Below are 19,270 nucleotides of genomic sequence, written 5' to 3'. Positions count from 1 at the left end.
TATAGCACACTGACCTTTCGAAAAAAAGAATATCGTGAGGTCTTTTTGTCATGGGAAAATTTAGATGTATTTGGGAGGGGTACCCCTCCCAAATACATCTAATAAAAAAATATAAACGAATTAACTGAAATACGCTTGACTAATCGTAAGAAATAAGCGGAGTTTTTCCGTTTAGACTGAAGTATGGAGCTCGGTTTGGGGGATTTAAGCGAAGTTTTTCCGGTTAAGTAAAGGAAAATGGTCCAATTTCATCTTTTTTGATTAAATAGGCGGAATCATTCCATCTATTTAATCTTTTTTTTGTGCTATTTCCTCAATAAGAGGAGTTTCTCCGCTTATTTTAGTAGCTATTTCCTGGCGATTTTTAAAATTTGTAAATCGCTTAATCGGGTTATTTTGGTATAAAAATGCTTGGAGCATATATAATGTCTCCAAGCATTTTTATTTGCTTATTTACTTGCCAAATTGCGTGCGAATTACTATACGAAAGGCAATGTTAATTCGTAATTTGTACTTCAGCCTTTTTAATTAATTACCCATTAACAATTTTCCCACCATTAACATGGATCATTTGACCAGACATGTAGGAAGAATCGTCACTTGCTAAAAATACATAAGCAGGAGCAAGTTCCTCAGGTTGGCCTGGTCGCTTCATTGGTACGTTTGAGCCAAATGTTGCAACCTGATCAGCAGGGAAGGTTGAAGGAATGAGTGGCGTCCAAATAGGACCTGGTGCAACACCGTTTACTCTAATTCCTTTTCCTGCAAGTGAAAGTGCAAGTGATCTTGTAAAGGTCGTAATTGCACCTTTTGTGGCAGAATAATCAAGAAGTTGTTCGTTTCCTGCGTATGCCGTTACAGAAGAGGTGTTAACAATTGCACTGCCTTTCTTTAAATGAGGAAGAGCAGCTTTTGTTAAATAGAAAAACGAGAAAATATTTGTTTTAAATGTTCTTTCTAATTGTTCGCTTGTTATATCTTCAATGCTTTTTTGTGGATGTTGTTCAGCTGCATTATTAACCACAATGTCGAGTTGTCCAAATGTATCCATTGTTTTTGAAACAATTTGCTGACAAACAGACTCATCTCCGATATCACCGGCTACAAGTAAGCATTTTTGACCTTGTGCTTCAACATGCTTTTGCGTTTCTTCTGCATCTTTTTGTTCATCTAAGTAAGAAATTACAACATTTGCACCTTCTTTTGCAAAAAACACGGCAACGGCTCGTCCAATTCCACTATCTCCACCAGTGATGATCGCTACTTTATTGTTCAGTTTGCCACTTCCTGTATAAGAAGTATCATCAAATTTTGGTTGTGGATTCATCATATCCTCATGACCAGGTTGTACATCTTGATGCTGTGGTGGCATTGTTTGCTTTTGTTGATTTTGATTATTGCTCAAATAAATTACCTCCTCATCTTTTATCCTGTCATATTATGTGAAGAAAGCTGAAAAGTATGTTGTTGAAGTGGTATTGATATTCCCGATTAGAAAAGAAGGTAAACAAAATAAAAAGAAACCTTCATCAGGTTTCTAAAGCATCATATTAAATTTGCGCGCATTTTTAGGAGGATTTTTCTAAGCTGATCGAGCTCTTCGGTGGTGATATTTTGACACACAAGAGTGTTAAACTGTTCAGCAATTGGAATAATATGCTTTTTAAGCTTGAGTCCACTATCAGTTAAATATAACCGTTGAACTCGGCGGTCATTTGGACACATTCTTCTTTTTATAAAGCCTTTTTGTTCAAGGCCGTATGACATTCTCGCAATGTTGGTTTTATCTTTATTCAACTTGGTTGCAATTTCATTTTGACTACGTCCGTCATGTTCCCAAAGTAACATCATAATTAAGTTTTGCTCGGGAGCAATATTAAAGGGTGATAATTTATTTTTAACATAACTGGTTAATTCCAAGTCAGTTTGGTGAATGAAAATACTAATATAGTCGTTTAAAGAAAGTGTCATTTATACGGCTCCTATAATTTACTAAATATGTCTATTCATAAGTTTAGAGTTATAGCACGATCTTGTCAATTTGATGTGGAAAATGTCAAGTACGGAGGATAATGAATGAAAAATAATCACTTAACAAATAATCTGAGGAAAGGAGGTTATTATGACTCAAAATGTTCGATTAACTGGGCCTGAGATTACTGCACTTTGGGGTCAATATATGAATGATAGTATGTCGGTTTGTGTTTTAACTTATTTTATTAAGACGGTAAAGGACGACGAAGTAAAATCAATCCTAGAATTTGCATTGAACTTATCTAAAACACATGTGGAAAAAGTGAAGGAATTATTAAAAAAGGAAGAGTATCCTCTACCAAAAGGCTTTACAGAGGAAGATATTAACCTTAATGCACCACCATTGTTTTCAAATAACTTCATGATGCAGTATCTCTACGTGATGACCCTCCATGGAATGAATAGCTATTCACTAGCGGTTGGAACATCGGTGAGAGCTGACCAAAGAGATTATTTCATAAAATGTAATCAAGAGGCTACAACTTTATATGATAAAATAATTGAATTAATGCTACATAAAGGTGTATTTAGTCGACCACCATACATTAATGCTCCGCATGAAACAGATGTTGTGGATAAGCAAAATTATTTGGGCGGCTGGTTTACAAAAAAGAGACCTTTAAACGGAATTGAAGTAGGAAATATTTATTACAATATGCAAAAAACGATTGTGAAAATTGATTTAGAAATTGGTTTTAGCCAAGTTTGTCACTCAAAAGAAGTAAGAGAATATTTTCAAAGAGGGGCAAATATATGCAAAAAGCATAATGATGTTTTCACACAAATTTTAACAGAAGATAATTTGCCATCACCAAGAAATTGGACGTCTGAAGTATCTAATACCATTGTCTCTCCATTTTCTGACAAACTTATGCTGTTCCATATCGTGTCATTAGTTTCAGTAACAGTAGGCTATTATGGTACAGCCTTATCAACTTGCCAAAGAAAAGACGTTATTTTAAAATACATGAGATTACTTGCTGAAATAGGGATTTATGCTGAAGATGGGGCAAATATATTAATAAAAAACGGTTGGTTTGAACAACCACCAACTGTAGATGACCGAGCTGCTTTAGCTAGGAAAAAGTAAATGAAAAAGCGAGCAGTAATGTGCTCGCTTTCTTTGCAAATGCATGGGTTTTTCTTGTTTATTCTTAAACGAAAGAAGGTACATTCATTCTGTATGATAGTTTTGAAACTTCTCTACTAATAGTGAATAGCCCTCTATAAAACCTAATTAATAAGTTAATGATCATGCTAAGAATTGTCAAGGAAATCCCTCCGCACTGCAGTTTTGTGTTACTTATCTAACACTTACTTAGTATTTATCTTTTTCAAGTGTTATATTCCAGATCAAAAATGGCTTGATTAGAATTGAGTAGCAACAGATGCAGCTTTTTGAATACCAGCTTCAATAATTTCGTTCGTACGGTCAGGGAATTGGTTATGACCTTCAACTATTACGTCTGTTGTTTCTTTAATACCAAAGAAATCTAAAAGTGTTTTTACATAGTTAACTGACATTTCTTTTGACGCAGCAGGACCTTCAGAATAAACGCCACCACGTGCATTTAAAAGGACAACTTTTTTATCAGCTAATAATCCCACTGGACCTTCTGCTGTATATTTGAATGTTGTTCCTGCCTGACATAAGTAATCCATGTACGTGTGAAGAACAGCAGGAACTGAGAAGTTCCAAAGTGGGAAGGCGAAAACAACTTTATCTGCTGCAAGGAATTGATCCAAATATTTTTGAACTGTATTTGCTGCAAGTTCTTCTTCTGATGTTAATTCCATTCCTTTACCACGTTTGAACATTCCGTTAATCATGTCTACTCCATAGTAAGGTAAGTTTTCTTGGAAAAGATCAAGCTCTGTAACTGTATCTTCAGGATGAGATTCTTTATAGCTTTGTAAAAAAGCCTCATATAATTGAACACTTACAGCCTGTTCAGTAGGGCGTGAATTTGCTTTAATAAATAATACGTTTGACATAATAATTCCTCCTAATATATTTACTTAAAGATGTTGCTATAGCAACTGTTTTGTGATAAATATCAACCATTACTTAGGTATTTATTAATATAAGAATAGTTGTTGTGCATACTAAATAACATAGTTGATTCTAATCAATTATGAAAGATGTGTCAAATAATAAGTTTATATAAAAATATCTTAATTGTATTAGGATTAAGAAGCTTGCTAGTTACCCCTTCAATGGGGAGTAATTTTTTGTATAGACCAAGTATATCTTTTTAGCATTTAATTGTGGTCGGTCAAAAGGATGAGTTTTTCTAGCAAAAAAGTCTTAAATCAATAGAAGTTGCAAAAATATGGGGAAAGTATCAAATAAAATAATAATGGCTGCAAAATAGATAGTTGTATTAGCAAAAATAGCGTGTGAAGTTGCAAGAAAGTAGTGTGATCAGTTAAAGATGGTCAAAATTTGTACGAAATAAACTCCGGAAATTTCTCGGAATTTGTTAGATGATCGATTTTTAAATAAAGTTGATAGATTTTCGATAATAGTTGATAGATTCTAAGAAGAAGTTGATAGATTTTTAATGAAAGTTAATAGATTTACCTCAAGCTGCGGCTAAATAAAGTTTAAAGCCCTAAAACAAATTAGTTTCAGGGCTTTAAATATCAAACTACATAACATTAAAATATTTCGCTTCCGGATGAGACACGACTATTGCGGTAACAGAAGCCTCTGGTTCCATCATGAAGCCGTCTGTTAATTGAATTCCGATATCTTCTGGTCGGAGCGCTTTGAATAGCTTTTCTTGGTCTTCAAGGTCTGGGCAAGCTGGATATCCAAATGAAAAGCGTTGACCTTGATATTTAGCTGAAAAACGTTGATCCATTGTAAAGTCAGGTGCATCAGGGAAGCCCCAACGGTCACGAATTAATTGGTGAGTTCGTTCAGCTAATCCTTCTGCAAGCTCAAGAGCAAGGGCTTGAACAGCATGGCTCTTTAAATAGTCGCCTTGTTCTTTAAAGCCTTGTGCTAGTTCACGAATTTGACTGCCTGCTGTTACAGCAAACATGGCTACATAATCAAACCCATTATCCTGCTTAGGACGCACATAGTCAGAAATACAACGATGTGGCACCTTTTCCTGTCTTGGAAAATCATACGTTTGTAAAATAGAATCGGTATTGTCCGGATTCAAAATGTGTAGCTTGTTTCCTTCACTATAGGAAGGGAAGAACTGATACACAGCAGCTGGCTTAAACCATTTTTGCTTTGCACCATCCTTAAGGAGCTCCTGGATGAGCTCAACAAGCTCAAGTGCTTTTGGATCCTTTTTCTTCACTAATTCTTTAATTTTTCCTTTTAAGCCAAGGTGATGACCAATGAGCATTTGCATATTCACATAAGGGATGATTTGCGATAAGTCAATGTCTCTAATAATATGTCGTTTCGTATCATTAGGAGTGAAAATTGGTGCTTCACTTAGATTTCCGCGTTTGATTAATAAATCAGTCACAGCCTGAGACGGAGCAGCTTTCGTTTTTGTTTCTTCTGCAACTGCTGCTTCTTTTTGAGCAAATAATTCAGGTGAAGTTCGTAATTGATTAGCAAGCGATAAACCATCCATTGCGTCTTTTGCATAAACAACAGGACCGTTGTATTCAGGAGCTATCTTCATTCTTGTAAACTTTCTAGAAAGAGCTGCTCCACCAACTAAAATCGGAAGGTCACAGTTTGCTTTATGCAGATCTTGTGCTGTAATCACCATTTGCTGAGCTGATTTAACAAGTAAACCAGATAAACCAATTAGATCCGGCTTTTCATCTTTCACAGCTTGAATAAGTGTTTGAGGTGTTACTTTAATTCCAAGATCAACTACTCTATAACCGTTATTACTTAAAATAATATCAACAAGGTTTTTTCCGATATCATGAACATCACCCTTAACAGTGGCAAGAAGGATTTTTCCTTTTCCGCTGTCATCACGTTTTTCCATGAACTGCTCTAGGTAAGAAACAGAGGCCTTCATCACTTCGGCGCTTTGTAATACCTCGGCAACGATAAGCTGATTATCGTTAAAAAGTACACCAACCTCGGCCATACCCGTCATTAAAGGTCCATTAATAATATCAAGAGGTTCTGGATATTTCTTAAGAGCCAACTCTAAGTCAGGAATAAGGCCTTCTTTTGTTCCTTCTACTATATAGTTTGCTAGTCTTTCTTCTAATGAAAGATTTTGGACAGGTTTTTTGTCTTCTTTTTTCTTTCCACGATAAAAGGCAGTGAATTTCGCAAGCGACTCATCTGTTGTTTTAAATAAAAGATTTTCTGCCATTTCGATTTCTTCTTTAGGAATAGAGGCGAAACGCTCTAGTTTTTCTGTATTAACGATCGCGTAATCTAGGCCTGCTTGTGTACAGTGATAGAGATAAACAGCATTTAATACTTCACGACCGACAGGAGGAAGACCAAAGGAAACGTTACTTACTCCAAGGATTGTTAAGCATTCAGGTAATTTTTCTTTAATGAGCTGAATACCGCGAACTGTTTCATTAGCAGAACCAATGTACTGCTCATCACCAGTTCCAACTGGGAAGACGAGCGGATCAAAAATTAAGTCACTGGCTTTTAGTCCATGCTTTTTCACTAAAAGATCATGAGAGCGGATAGCTACCTCGAGTTTCTTTTCAGCTGTTAATGCCATTCCAACTTCATCAATTGTTCCAACAACTAATGAACCACCGTACTTTTTGACAAGAGGGACGATTGCATCAAATCGTTCTTCACCATCTTCAAGGTTAATTGAGTTAATGATGGCTTTTCCTTGCGAATATTTTAATGCTATTTCAATAACTTTTTCATCTGTTGAGTCAATAACAAGAGGAGCTTTAACCTTCTTCACAACCTCTGGGATGAATACTTCCATATCTTCTAGCTCGTCTCTGTCAGGGTCAGCTAAACAGATATCAATTACATGTGCACCATTTTTCACTTGTGCTCTAGCAATTTCCGATGCTTCTTCAATCTTACCTTCAGCAATAAGGCGTTTGAATTTTCTTGAACCAATAACGTTTGTCCGTTCACCAACAAATAGGGGACGCATTCCTTCTTCATAAATAAGGGCGTCAATACCAGAAACGGTGTGACCGTTTGAAATCTCTTCCATTTTACGAGGGGAGACTGTTGAAACAGCTTCAGTAATAGCACGAATATGATCAGGAGTAGTTCCACAGCAACCACCAACAAGGTTAAGCCAGCCTTGCTCTGCAAAAGCAACTAATTTCTTTGCTAATGATTCTGGTGATTCATGATAGTTTCCTTCTTCATCAGGTAATCCTGCATTTGGATAACAGCTAACTGCAGTGTTTGCTAAGCCTGATAATGTACGGATATGGTCTGTCATAAATTCTGGACCTGTCGCACAGTTTAATCCAACTGAAATTGGTTTCATATGCTCAAGAGAAACATAAAAGGCTTCAATATCCTGTCCTGCTAAGGTAGTACCCATAGGTTCAATTGTTCCCGAGACCATAAGAGGTATTTCTTTACCAGTGTTTACAAACGCTTGTTGAATGCCAAGGAAACCTGCTTTTACGTTTAGCATATCTTGACTTGTTTCTAGAAGAAGCAAATCAGCTCCTCCTAGAATTAACCCTCTTGCTTGTTCTTCATAATTTTCTACTAATGTATCAAACGTTGTTCCACCGGTAACAGATAGAGTTTTTGTTGTAGGTCCCATTGCTCCTGCAACATATCGTGGTTTTTCAGCTGTTGAAAATTTCTCAGCAGCACGTTTTGCGATTTTTGCAGATTCAATGTTAACTTCTAATGCTAGATGACCAAGGTCATATTCGTCTAGAACAAGGCTTGTAGCACCGAACGTATTTGTTGAGATAATGTCTGAGCCTGCTTCTAAATAGGCTTCATGAATGTCTTGAATTGTTTTAGGCGAAGTGAGTGTTAAGTATTCATTACATCCATCATATTCTTCGCCACCAAAGTCTTCAGCTGTTAGGTTTGCAGCTTGAATCATTGTACCCATAGCGCCATCGAGTACAAGTATTCGTTTTTCCAGTTCTTTTTTTATGCTAGACATGGGTAATCTTCCTTTCAGCTCGCTGTTTTTCCTTTTCATGGATGTAATTTGTTAACTCCACTGTCAGGTCATATTGTAAAAATGGGGTAATTAAATAAATTCCATTAAATAAGTCAAATGCTGTATCAATTAAATCCTTCGCAATGGCCAGGCCTTCTTGACGAGCCTTTTCCTTGTCATTTCCAGCATTCGCCATTTTTTCGCGAATAGAATCAGAAAGCTTAATGCCTGGAATTTCATTGTGAATGAATTCTGCATTACGGCTAGATGTTAATGGCATAATGCCGATATAAATTGGAGCTTGTAAATTTCTGGTTTCATTATAAACATCGATAATTTGTTGACTTGAGTATAAAGGCTGTGAAATAAAGTAATCCGCACCATGAGCAATTTTCTTTTCAAGTCTTAAAACAGCCTTATCAAGATGACGTACGTTAGGGTTAAAAGCAGCTGCTACAGAGAAATTTGTTTTCTGACCAAGTGGCTTCCCTGAATAAGATACACCCTCGTTAAATTGTTTAATTAAGCTGATTAAATCAAATGATGAAACATCATAAACAGATGTAGCTCCCGGGAAATCGCCAATTTTAGATGGATCTCCAGTGATAGCTAATACATCACTCATACCAAGTGAATGTAACCCCATTAAATGAGATTGTAAGCCAATTAAATTGCGGTCACGACAAGTAATATGAATTAGTGTTCTTGCACCTGTTTTTTCTTTTGCTAGAATCCCTGCTGCTAGATTACTAATACGAGGGGATGCTAATGAATTATCGGCTAGTGTTAATGCATCAATTCCTGCATCATGCAGTGCTTGTGCTCCTTCTAAAAATTTATCCATTCCAAGCTTTTTAGGAGGATCAAGCTCAACAATAACCGAGCGCTTTTCTCTCACAATCTCCTCAAGTGGTGGGAGGGAGTTTACCTTTTGATCTTGAACTTCAATTGCCGATTTTTTCGCGACTTTTACTTGCTTTGTTTGTACAGGGGCTAAATTAGCTATTGCCTCAGCCATTGCTTTAATATGGTTTGGTGTTGTACCACAGCACCCGCCTATTAATCTAACACCTTGTTCTCTAAATTTTAGGGCGCTTTCCTTAAAGTAAGTTTCATCAGATTCATAGACAAGACGACCCTCATTTAATGCAGGTAAGCTGCTATTAGGAAAAACAGATAGAAAAGCCTTCTCAGGAATAGGTACTTCTTCTAGAGATTGAATCATGTGATGTGGACCTAAACGGCAGTTTAAGCCAATTACGTTTGCTCCGAGTTCTTCTAAGATAGAAAATCCGTCTGTTAATGAAGTACCGTCCTGTAATACACCAGCTTCATGGAGTGATACATTTGCAATGATCGGTTTATTTGTTTCTTTTCGAGCAATTGAAAGAACAGTTTTCATTTCTTCTAAGTCATAGAATGTTTCGAGTAGTAGACCGTCCACATCTTCATTTAGCAAAAGATAGAGTTGCTCTCTAAAATTACGTTTAATTTCTTCAATACTATGAGCACTCTTTTTAAAGGTACGGATTCCTCCGATTGTTCCAAAAACATAGGTTGACTCTTTTGCAGCTTTTTTTGCAATTTCTATCGCTTTTTTATTGATTTGTCTAATGTCGTCCTCTAACCCGTAACGAGACAATTTGATATCGTTTGCCCCATATGTATTCGTTTGGATGAGGTTAGCGCCTGCCTCAATATAGGCTTGGTGTACAGCAAGCACATCTTCAGGCTTAGAAAGGTTTAATTCTTCAAAGCAGCGATCTACTCCGTGAGAGTAAAGCATTGTTCCCATTGCACCGTCAGCAATTAAAATTTTACTTTTTAAATCTTCTAAAAAATTCATAAATAAGAGCCCCCGATCTAGTTGAGTATTGATCATATTTATACTAATAAAAAAAGCCTTCTTGTTGAGAAGGCTGTATAATCATAAGCTTCCCTTATCTTCCAAGCATGTTGAATATGCTTGCTGGAATTAGCACCTTGGCACTCGCAGAAGTCTTGGTGGGTGGTTTTAGAATTTGATTGACGGTTTTTGATAGAGACTATCATAGATTAGAAGCTCTAACTTTGTGTTGGATGTTTTCTTTTAGCACGGCAAGCTTTCGCTTGCAGCGGCTTGCTTGGCAAGCCTTGGAAAAATAAATAAAAATGCTTCGAACAAACAAAAGCGCTTTATTCGAGTCATTTTTATTTATTTTTCTGTGCTAAAAGAAAATGACTTAGGGTTATGTTCTAAATTTAGTCAATCAAGTAAACCAGACTTCACTCGTTATGGACCGGTTGCTGAAGCTTCATCGGGCCAGTCCCTCAGCTTCTCTTGATAAGATATGAAATTTTCTTAATAACTTTAACGTATTAAAAGGATTACAACTAATTTATCTAATATTGCGAAAAATATCAATAGTAAAATGATGATTTGTCTAAAATTAATAGTCTGTGATGCTTTTTTTAGATGGAAGTTTTGGTGAGTGTTTCCAGACGATGACAGTTAGAGCATATGATGAGATCGTGGGAATATGCGTATAATAGTAGAAAAGTCAGGCTGTTGTTGGTGGCCTGACTTATAATATGTAACTATGCGGTTAATTAGCGGTAGTTGATGAATTGAACATCAATTGGTAAATCAGCACCTTTGATTGCTGCAATAATTTGCTGAAGCTCATCACGGCTTTTTCCGGTTACACGGATTTGGTCGTCTTGAATTTGAGATTTTACTTTAAGACCAGTGTTTTTAATAATGGTATTAATTTTCTTTGCGTTATCTTTATCAATTCCTGAAACCAATTCAGCTTTTTGACGAACAGTGCCACCAGAAGCATTTTCAACCTTTTTATAAGAAATGTTTTTAATCGGTACGTTTCTCTTAATCAGCTTAGATAGAAGAACATCTTTTAACTGCTCTAGTTTGTATTCATCGTCTGAAACTAAAACAAGCTCTTCTTTTTCTAGACTGATATTGCTTTTGCTACCTTTAAAGTCATATCTTGTTGCAATTTCTTTCATTGCGATATTGATTGCATTTGTAACTTCTGGAAACTCAACTTTTGATACAATATCAAATGAACTATCTTTCGCCATAATTATCCTCCATTGCGTATATAATATAGGTTGATTATAGTAAAATAAAACAATGATCACAACTTTTACCTAAAAAGTGTGAATCAATTGTCGAGGAGACTCTTCGGGGCTACCCGCGGATCTACTTACAATATATACGGAAATGTATAAAACATAAGATGAAAGGCAGGACATATTATTTATGATCCCAGGAACTTTTGCAACACTAACAATAGATGAGCAGGTGGATTACGGATACTTTTTAACAGATGGGAAAGACCGTGTTCTTTTACATAATAATGAAGTGATCGGAGAAGTTGAAGAAGGAGAAAAGGTGGAGGTTTTCTTTGGTGTTGACGCACAAGATCGCCTTTACGCAACAATGAAAAAGCCGTTCATTACCCAAGATACATATGGCTGGGTTGAAGTGGTGGACATCGTTGAGGATATGGGCGCTTTTGTGGATATTGGACTAAGCAAGGATGCATTAGTAGCTAAAGATCATCTTCCATATTTACGTGAAGTGTGGCCAAATGTAGGGGACAAGCTTTATTGTACGTTAAAGGTTTCGAAAAACGGCCGATTTTTTGTACGACTAGCAACAGAAGAAATTGTTGAGCCATTCTTTAAGAATGCAGATCGAGCTTTATTCAACAAGGAAGTAACAGGAACAGTTTACCGAATGATTGTTGCCGGATCGTTCATTCTTACAGAAGAAGGATACAAAGGGTTTATTCATTCCTCCCAACGTGAAGTTGAGCCAAGATTAGGCGAGACAGTTACCGGCAGGGTCATTGATGTAAAAGAAGATGGAACAATCAATGTTTCTTTATTGCCACGAAAGCATGAAGCGCAAGGCAGTGATGCGGAAAGAATCTATGCATATATGCAAGACAGAAACGGTGCTATGCCATTTACAGATAAAAGTGATCCTGATGATATAAAAGAACGTTTTAATCTTAGTAAGGGAGCATTTAAACGAGCTTTAGGATTATTAATGAAAAATAATCGAGTTTATCAAAAGGATGGCTGGACTTACTTTAAAGAAGAAGAAAATAATCAATAATCGAGTTAAAAAAGCTTTCACTCTTAAATGAAAAAGAGTGAAAGCTTTTTTTATATAAAAATCCTAAATAGGGTGGAAAATTGACGGAATTTGTCGATATAAGTAATGGATATAAAATTGATAAAGTGAGGTTTTAACATGTTCATCAAGAATGTAACAGCCTTGTTTGCTTTAGTTTTTGTGATCATCACCGCTGGTTGTTCGCAGCAAGAGACCGCGAGCTCAGTTGATGACAAGGTGAAAATTGGTATTATGTTGTCTGATGTCGGACTAGGAGATCAATCTTTTAGTGACTCGGCATTTAATGGATTAACAAAAGCACGAGACGAGCTTGGAATTTTATTTGATTATAGAGAACTTAAAGAATCAGAAACGTATGAAAAAGGTTTAACAGAATTAGTTGAAGAAGATCACGATATTATTGTTGGTTTAGGTTTTATGGTGCAAACCGACCTAGAGAAGGTGGCTAAAAAATATCCTGATCAACACTTTATTTTAATTGATGCAGTTTCTGAACTTGAAAATGTAACCTCTATTACATTTAAAGAAGATGAAGGAAGCTTTCTAACAGGTGTAGTTGCAGCTTTAGCGACAAAATCAAATAAATTAGGTTTTATAGGTGGAGATGATGTCCCACTAATTAATAAGTTTGAAGATGGCTTTATTGAGGGAGCAAAATCTGTAAATCCTTCAATTACTGTGGAAGTTAAATATGCAGGAGACTTCGGTAACGACCAGCTTGGAGCGCAGATTGCACGTGATATGATTCAAAAAGATGTGGATGTTTTATATGCGGCAGCTGGTTTTACTGGTGTTGGTATGTTAAAGGAGGCCCAGGCAAATAAAGTATTGGCCATCGGTGTAGACACGGATCAATATTTTTATGCTGAGAAAGCTGTTATCACATCGATGCTGAAAAAGGTTGATACAGCTATGTATCAATTAGCAGAGCAGTTAATAAAAGACGGGAAAATTTCTGAAGGTCATATTGAGTTAGGAATTAAAGATAATGGAATCGATTTGGCTCCACTTAGAGTCGTACCATTCAGTGAAGAACAACAACAAACGATTGATGAGTGGAAAGAAAAGCTCATAAGTGGCAGTTAGGAGGATAACATGACAATAAAGAAAAAGCTATTAATTAATTCAATCAGTGTACTACTATTAGCGTTGTTTATGATTGCTTTTATCATTTATAATATGCTGTCTATTCAATCATCTACTCAAGATGAAGTTCCCAATTTATTAAACATAGAAGAATTACAAGGTAAGTTGAACACATCAAAGCAAGGGTTAAATAATTTTTCGGTTACAGCAACAGACGCTCAAAAAGAAGAAGTGTTGCTTAGTATAGCAGAAAGTGACAAATTACTAGCTGAATTAAAAAAGGGGATCACTCACAGTAATAGTGTAGAAACATTGGAAAAGGCGATAACTAAGTATGAGCAGTGGAAAGTAGAAGCAAATACGGCACTTGAGGATAAGATTGGTCCTGAAGCAAAACGTCAATCAGTTCGTTTAGATGGAATCTTAAATGACATACATCTACTAAATGAATATGCAAATGAGCAATATGCTATTTTACAACAAAATCTACAAAAACAAATTTCCTTTGTAATTGTTTCAGCAGTAATCGGAAGTATCATTCTAGTGGTACTCAGCTTGTTCATTGCGCTTAGAATGACAAATTCAATTACCCGTCCGTTAAGGGCATTATCAAAGAATGCGGAGGAAATTGCAGCTGGAAACCTTGTTATAGAGTCGATTACGTACAAAGGCAAGGATGAGCTTGGTGCTTTAAATACATCTTTTGAGCAAATGGTTGATCAGTTAAGAAGCTTACTAGTTTCTGTTGAAACAGTGAGTAAGGATGTTGAAGGCTTTGCTAAAGATTTAGAAACAGAAAATAAGGGATTAGCTGCTATTACAAATCAAGTGGCAGTTTCCACAAATGAGATGTCAATTGGTACACAGTCTATTTCAAATGATTTGCAAGATGCTGTTTCTTTAATTGAACAGATGGATAATGGGTTTAAGGGTAACGTGACTAAATCTGAAGAATCTGTTACCTTTGGGAGCGAGGCTGTTTCAGCAATTACGTCTGGTCAAGAAGCCATTGAAACTCAGCGTTCATTAATGATTAAAAATCAAAATACAACTCAAAAAATTGATGAAGCCACAAAAACGTTTACGATTTATGCAGCTCAAATTGAAGATATGGCGAAAACAGTTTCAGGTATCGCAGATCAAACTAATTTACTAGCTTTAAATGCTGCCATAGAGGCAGCACGAGCAGGTGAGGCTGGAAAAGGATTTGCTGTTGTGGCGGATGAGGTGAGAAAGCTTGCAGAGGAATCTACAAACTCTACAAAGCATATTTTTGAGATGGTTACAAAAATAAAAGAAGGCATTTCTGAAATTACTCAATTTGTTCAAGCGGGTGTGACCATTGCTGAAGAACAAAAGAGCTCAATGGATACGACAACAGAGGCTTTTGATAACATCGGTGTTCGAGTGGATGAAATGATGATACGTTTGACGTCATTAGTTGAGGGAATGAATTCTTCGAAACAATTTGGGGAAAAGGTTCTTAATAGTGTAGAGAGCATTAGTGCAGTTGTTGAGGAAACGGCAGCAGGTAATGAGGAAATTTCCGCGTCAACAACTGAACAATTGTCAACGTTTGAGAAAATTGTAAGTAAAGTTGTTACAATGAGAGAATTAACGGATGATTTAAATGAAACGATTGGTAAATTTAAGCTGAAATAAGGAAGAGCCCCTTATATATTTGTGAGGGGCATTTTGCTTTGGTATAGTATATTTTTATATAAGAAAGGTAAGAACAGGTTCGTTCCATTGCGCTCCAGACACAAGATTCCCCGGGGAGGAAGCTGAGCCTCCTCGGCTTTGCCTGCGGGGTCTCAGCCTTTCCTCACTTCCCGCAGGAGTCAAGTGTCTACCGCTCCATTTCACTATTTTTTTAAAAAGAATTCACAAGTTGCAATTTAGCAAATATTTCACAGCGAAACACCTTTTATAAATCATTTATTACTTAGAGATGATCTGTTTTTTTAGAGTATTGGCGTTCGCCTTTTTGGCGATTTTTTTCGCGCATCATATTTTTTTCATGACGTTTTGCGTTATTGTCTTTTGCTTTTTTATCATTATCACTAGTGTGTGGCATGGTGATGCTCCTTTCAAACGAGTGTAAGCTTATCATTCCCACATGCTATTGCGAGTATGTGTTAAAGCTCGTCATTTAAAAAGAAAATCGCTAGTGTCCCTGGTCCTGAATGGGCACCGATAACCGCACCTACATAGTTTATATAAATATCCTTTGGTTGAAATTCTTCTTGAATCAAAGCCTTGATTTCATTTGCAGATTCCTCATCATCACCGTGACTTATCGCGATTGTTTGATTTTGGAGATTTAATCCACGTTCTTTCATGATTTCAATAATTCGTTTAAATACTTTTTTACGTCCACGTATTTTCTCAAGAGGGATAAGCTTCCCATCTTCAACATGTAGTAATGGCTTAATATTTAATAAACCGCCAACAAATGCTGAAGCTTTGCTAATTCGTCCGCCGCGGGCTAAGTATTCTAGATTGTCAACGGTGAAGATATGCTCAACTTTTTGACAATAGGTTTTTACAGTGTTTTCAATTTCTTCCAATGACTTTCCACTCTTAGCAAGCTCAGCTGCATATTTAACGGCAAGACCGCAGCCAAGAGATGCACATTTTGAATCAATAATTGACAATTGAAAATCAGGATACTCTTCTAACACTTCATTTCGCATCATCATGGCTGTTTGGTATGTACCCGAGAGTTCTGATGAAAAAGCAACATATAAGCTAGGTGTTCCCTTTTTAGCAAGCTCAGTAAAAACATCCTTAAATAAAGATGGAGTGATTTGAGATGTTTTAACTATGGTACCTTGTCGCATTTCTTCATAAATTTGTTTAGGCTTTATTTCTCTTTGATCCTCCAGTTGTTTCCCATTTAGTTCAACACTTAAAGGAAGAAAAGTAATTGAATTTTCCTGAAAATATTCAATAGGTAAATCAGATGCACTATCAGCTAAAATGTGAACATTCATTTTAACACCTCATTTAACTTATAATAAGTTCCTTACGATAATTTTAGTTTAACACTACGGAGCTAAAATACAATCTTTGTGTTCAATTCTTATGAAGATGGGAAAAACTAGACTAAAGAGCTTGAACGACAGGAGGAAAAAATGAATGTTGAAAACAGAAACCATGAAAATCATTGTGGTCATTCTCGGTGCATTATTAAATGCAGTCGGTTTAAATTTTTTTTTAATACCTGCAAATGTTTACTCAAGTGGTTTTACAGGTATTGCTATGCTGATATCGAGGGTATTGGAAGATTACACTCCATTTTTTATCTCAACAGGAATTCTGCTTTTACTTTTAAACATACCTGTAGCCATTTTAGGCTGGCTAAAAGTAGGGAAATCCTTTACGCTATATAGTTTTTTTAGTGTAGCTGCAACAACATTTTTTTTAGAGCTTGTGCCCTTATATTCTTTTTCAGAGGATATATTATTAAATGCCGTTTTTGGTGGTGTTATTATGGCCATTGGTGTTGGGATTACGTTGAAATACGGTGCCTCGACAGGTGGACTAGATATTATCGCGATGGTACTTTCCCGAATGAAGGACAAGCCTGTTGGAACCTATTTTTTTCTGTTTAATAGCATTATCATCCTGGCTGCTGGATTACTTTTTGGTTGGGAAAAAGCATTATACACATTAGTTTCACTCTATGTTTCTACGCGCGTTATTGATGCTATTCATACAAGACATGAGAAATTAACAGCTATGGTCATTACGAAAAAAGCGGATGTATTAAAAAAAGCGATACATTCAAAGCTAGTTCGGGGAATAACAATGATTCCTGCTAAAGGTGCGTTTACGAATGAAACGAAGGATATGTTAATTATTGTTATCACAAGATATGAGTTATATGACCTCGAAAAAATTATTAAAGAAGAAGATCCACAAGCATTTACAAACATTGTTCAAACGGCAGGTATCTTTGGCTTTTTTAGAAAGGAGTAATGAAATGAGGATAGGAGTTTTTATTTTGGTGATCTTCTTCTTAACGGGTTGTTCTTTAGAAGATAGAAGTGAAGCAGAAAGCATTGTGCCTGAAACAGAGGTAAAAGAAGTGAAGAATGGAGAACTGGACTTGAATGTCTCCATATATCCAGAGAAACAAACAATAAAATTTATTATTACATTGATAAACAATACCGATGAAATGAAGAAAATTGAATTTCCTACAAGTCAAAAATATGAAATCGTCGTGACAAATAAAAAGGGAGAAGAAGTGTATCGTTATTCAAAAGGTAAAATGTTTACACAAGCAATTGAAACGGCCTTAATTAAATCAGGTGAAAGTATGGAGTGGGAAGAAATATGGGAATACTCGTCACTCTCACCAGGAGAATATAAAGCAGAAATAACCATTTTAGCTCCTGATACAGTAGAGTTAAAAAAAGAAGTGCTTTTTCAAATTAGTAAAGAAAGCGAACCGAAATAGGTTCGCTTTACTTTGTTACATGCTAGTAAGTGTTTGCTGTAACTCTCGAAGTTGAGCTCGTTCAGCATCTGTACAGTTTGCAAAAGCAGAAGATAAGGCATTTTTTGCCTTCATAACTGCTTCCTGTTGATCTCCCTGCTCAGAACCTGTGGATATAGAGTTTGCATAGGCAACTGCTTCACGAGCTTGCTGAAATAATGGATTTGTCACTTATATCCCTCCAAGTGGAGTATCATCTGTTTTACTTTTATGTGCTTCTGATTCAGATAATGTTGAGTGGTAAGGGAACCTCTCATCGTGCTTAGTAACGATATCTTTGCCTTGTTGAACAAAACGTTTTGATTTGTTACGTTTACCCATTGAAAAAGCCCCCCTTTATAATGATGACGCTCTCGTTCGATGCGTCAAGATTATTGTGTGCGAAAAAGTTGATTATATTAATGGCAATTACTATCTAGATTACATAAGAATGTTGTCACAAAATACATAAAACTACCTGTTTAAAGACTTATAAGCCAAGTGTGTTTTTTAAATAATGGGCAACTCCGTCTTCTTCATTCGTTTTAGTTTCCTTGTTAGCAACACCTTTAAGCTTTGTAATGGCATTTCCCATCGCTACACCTTGTCCTGCGTATGTGAGCATTTCTAAATCATTATCTTCATCTCCGAATGCAATGATGCGTTCAGAAGGGATATTATAATAAGAAGAGATTTTTTCCAAACCAATTGCTTTATTCATTCCTGCTCGAATAATTTCAATAACATGCCACGGTGCTGCCCATCGGCGATGATCAACAACTTCAGCATGTACATCTGATAAGTAATTTCTAATTTTTTCAACATCTTCTTCAGCCGCATGAATAAGGATACTCGTTACATCATTCCCTAAATTTTGACGTAAATCACCGATTTTAATATCCGGATTTCCCATACTAAAAACATCGATCATTTTTTCATCATGATAATGAAAATACACATCATCAATAATTTCAGCTAAAACATTATGTAAGTGATGCTCTTCAGCGACATCAATGATTTGCTTTACAACTTCCAAATCTAAAGTAGTATGATAGGATCCCCAACTATCGTCCTTTGGATGATGAACATATGCACCATTAAAATTGACAATCGGTGTATCTAGGTTTAATTCATCATAATAAATGGAGCTTGATCGAAATGGTCTACCTGTTGCGATACAGACAATATGGCCTGCTGCTTTTGCTTTGCTGATTATTTCCTTAGAGTAAGGTGATATTGTTTTATCATCTTTTAAAAGAGTCCCATCTAAGTCTAAAGCAATTAAAAAAGGTTTCGTTTCCATACAGTCTCCTTTACCATATATGTTTTTTAGGTGATATCCGGTTTATGTAGGCACAATTGCTACTTATAGGGTACACCTATTCAATAACAGTGTATCTTTTTTCCAACTTTGATGTCTACATGTTACACTAACAAAGTGGG

General features: G+C 36.1%; 18 protein-coding genes and 1 riboswitch. Of the genes, 6 read left to right on the top strand and 12 right to left on the bottom strand.

What is annotated here, in order from left to right; all coding sequences use genetic code 11:
* Positions 1-288: 288 nt before the first annotated feature.
* From ACEWK1_RS06450 to ACEWK1_RS06440, 3 genes are all read right to left on the bottom strand, one after another.
* On the bottom strand, positions 289-420 hold the full coding sequence (locus ACEWK1_RS06450) for a hypothetical protein (protein ID WP_269671106.1): 132 nt from the start codon (positions 418-420) through the stop codon (positions 289-291).
* A 112-nt stretch (positions 421-532) separates the two neighbouring features.
* Complete coding sequence (locus ACEWK1_RS06445; protein ID WP_212136122.1) at positions 533-1,405, bottom strand: SDR family oxidoreductase; 873 nt, start codon at positions 1,403-1,405, stop codon at positions 533-535.
* A gap of 140 nt (positions 1,406-1,545) precedes the next feature.
* Positions 1,546-1,971 (bottom strand): MarR family winged helix-turn-helix transcriptional regulator, encoded by a 426-nt coding sequence (locus tag ACEWK1_RS06440; protein ID WP_121664694.1) that lies wholly within the window; start codon positions 1,969-1,971, stop codon positions 1,546-1,548.
* Between the two features lie 151 nt (positions 1,972-2,122).
* On the opposite strand from ACEWK1_RS06440, the gene ACEWK1_RS06435 reads away from it, so the two are divergent.
* Positions 2,123-3,124: a DUF3231 family protein gene (locus tag ACEWK1_RS06435; RefSeq protein ID WP_212136123.1), complete on the top strand. Its 1,002-nt coding sequence runs from the start codon at positions 2,123-2,125 to the stop codon at positions 3,122-3,124.
* Between the two features lie 278 nt (positions 3,125-3,402).
* On the opposite strand, the gene ACEWK1_RS06430 is transcribed toward ACEWK1_RS06435, so the two are convergent.
* The 4 genes from ACEWK1_RS06430 to ACEWK1_RS06415 all read right to left on the bottom strand — a co-directional run bounded on the left by ACEWK1_RS06430 (position 3,403) and on the right by ACEWK1_RS06415 (position 11,189).
* Positions 3,403-4,029 carry an FMN-dependent NADH-azoreductase gene (locus tag ACEWK1_RS06430; RefSeq protein WP_212136124.1) on the bottom strand — a complete coding sequence of 209 codons (627 nt, stop codon included), beginning with the start codon at positions 4,027-4,029 and terminating at the stop codon, positions 3,403-3,405.
* A 656-nt stretch (positions 4,030-4,685) separates the two neighbouring features.
* The gene (metH, locus tag ACEWK1_RS06425; RefSeq protein WP_212136125.1) at positions 4,686-8,108 is read right to left on the bottom strand and encodes a methionine synthase; all 3,423 of its coding nucleotides are present in this window, start codon (positions 8,106-8,108) and stop codon (positions 4,686-4,688) included.
* Positions 8,101-9,954, bottom strand: a complete 1,854-nt coding sequence (locus tag ACEWK1_RS06420; protein WP_212136126.1) for a bifunctional homocysteine S-methyltransferase/methylenetetrahydrofolate reductase — start codon at positions 9,952-9,954, stop codon at positions 8,101-8,103. Before ACEWK1_RS06420 ends, metH begins: the two co-directional genes overlap by 8 nt.
* Before the next feature lie 341 nt (positions 9,955-10,295).
* Positions 10,296-10,438, bottom strand: a riboswitch (SAM riboswitch).
* Between the two features lie 259 nt (positions 10,439-10,697).
* Positions 10,698-11,189: a YajQ family cyclic di-GMP-binding protein gene (locus tag ACEWK1_RS06415; protein ID WP_121664699.1), complete on the bottom strand. Its 492-nt coding sequence runs from the start codon at positions 11,187-11,189 to the stop codon at positions 10,698-10,700.
* A gap of 181 nt (positions 11,190-11,370) precedes the next feature.
* Between ACEWK1_RS06415 and ACEWK1_RS06410 the strand changes: the two genes are divergently transcribed.
* From ACEWK1_RS06410 to ACEWK1_RS06400, 3 genes are all read left to right on the top strand, one after another.
* Positions 11,371-12,234, top strand: coding sequence for a S1 RNA-binding domain-containing protein (locus ACEWK1_RS06410; RefSeq protein WP_212136127.1), 864 nt, complete (start codon positions 11,371-11,373; stop codon positions 12,232-12,234).
* Positions 12,235-12,372: 138 nt separating this feature from the next.
* Positions 12,373-13,341 carry a BMP family lipoprotein gene (locus ACEWK1_RS06405; protein WP_212136128.1) on the top strand — a complete coding sequence of 323 codons (969 nt, stop codon included), beginning with the start codon at positions 12,373-12,375 and terminating at the stop codon, positions 13,339-13,341.
* A gap of 9 nt (positions 13,342-13,350) precedes the next feature.
* Entirely contained in the window at positions 13,351-15,003 is a 1,653-nt protein-coding gene (locus ACEWK1_RS06400; protein ID WP_212136129.1) for a methyl-accepting chemotaxis protein, read from the top strand.
* Between the two features lie 283 nt (positions 15,004-15,286).
* Here the strand turns inward: ACEWK1_RS06400 and ACEWK1_RS06395 are convergent, their stop codons facing one another.
* Together ACEWK1_RS06395 and ACEWK1_RS06390 are read right to left on the bottom strand one after the other, a co-directional pair.
* Positions 15,287-15,418 (bottom strand): DUF3941 domain-containing protein, encoded by a 132-nt coding sequence (locus tag ACEWK1_RS06395; RefSeq protein WP_098797889.1) that lies wholly within the window; start codon positions 15,416-15,418, stop codon positions 15,287-15,289.
* Between the two features lie 61 nt (positions 15,419-15,479).
* Positions 15,480-16,337 (bottom strand): DegV family protein, encoded by an 858-nt coding sequence (locus tag ACEWK1_RS06390; RefSeq protein WP_212136130.1) that lies wholly within the window; start codon positions 16,335-16,337, stop codon positions 15,480-15,482.
* A gap of 145 nt (positions 16,338-16,482) precedes the next feature.
* Between ACEWK1_RS06390 and ACEWK1_RS06385 the strand changes: the two genes are divergently transcribed.
* Complete coding sequence (locus tag ACEWK1_RS06385) at positions 16,483-17,325, top strand: YitT family protein (protein WP_098797887.1); 843 nt, start codon at positions 16,483-16,485, stop codon at positions 17,323-17,325.
* Positions 17,326-17,329: 4 nt separating this feature from the next.
* Positions 17,330-17,809, top strand: a complete 480-nt coding sequence (locus ACEWK1_RS06380) for a BsuPI-related putative proteinase inhibitor (RefSeq protein WP_212136131.1) — start codon at positions 17,330-17,332, stop codon at positions 17,807-17,809.
* Positions 17,810-17,824: 15 nt separating this feature from the next.
* On the opposite strand, the gene ACEWK1_RS06375 is transcribed toward ACEWK1_RS06380, so the two are convergent.
* The 3 genes from ACEWK1_RS06375 to ACEWK1_RS06365 all read right to left on the bottom strand — a co-directional run bounded on the left by ACEWK1_RS06375 (position 17,825) and on the right by ACEWK1_RS06365 (position 19,130).
* The gene (locus ACEWK1_RS06375) at positions 17,825-18,019 is read right to left on the bottom strand and encodes a DUF3813 domain-containing protein (protein ID WP_098797885.1); all 195 of its coding nucleotides are present in this window, start codon (positions 18,017-18,019) and stop codon (positions 17,825-17,827) included.
* Positions 18,020-18,169, bottom strand: a complete 150-nt coding sequence (locus ACEWK1_RS06370; protein WP_176551110.1) for a hypothetical protein — start codon at positions 18,167-18,169, stop codon at positions 18,020-18,022.
* A 148-nt stretch (positions 18,170-18,317) separates the two neighbouring features.
* A complete protein-coding gene (locus ACEWK1_RS06365; RefSeq protein ID WP_247339978.1) occupies positions 18,318-19,130 on the bottom strand; it encodes a Cof-type HAD-IIB family hydrolase in 813 nt (270 codons plus the stop codon).
* Positions 19,131-19,270 lie beyond the last annotated feature (140 nt).

Origin of the sequence: Metabacillus sp. YM-086 (genome assembly GCF_048059995.1) — a bacterium.
GTDB classification, from domain to species: domain Bacteria; phylum Bacillota; class Bacilli; order Bacillales; family Bacillaceae; genus Metabacillus; species Metabacillus litoralis_B.
Note: the sequence above shows the minus strand (reverse complement) of the source record. Positions and strands in the feature narration are given on the sequence as shown.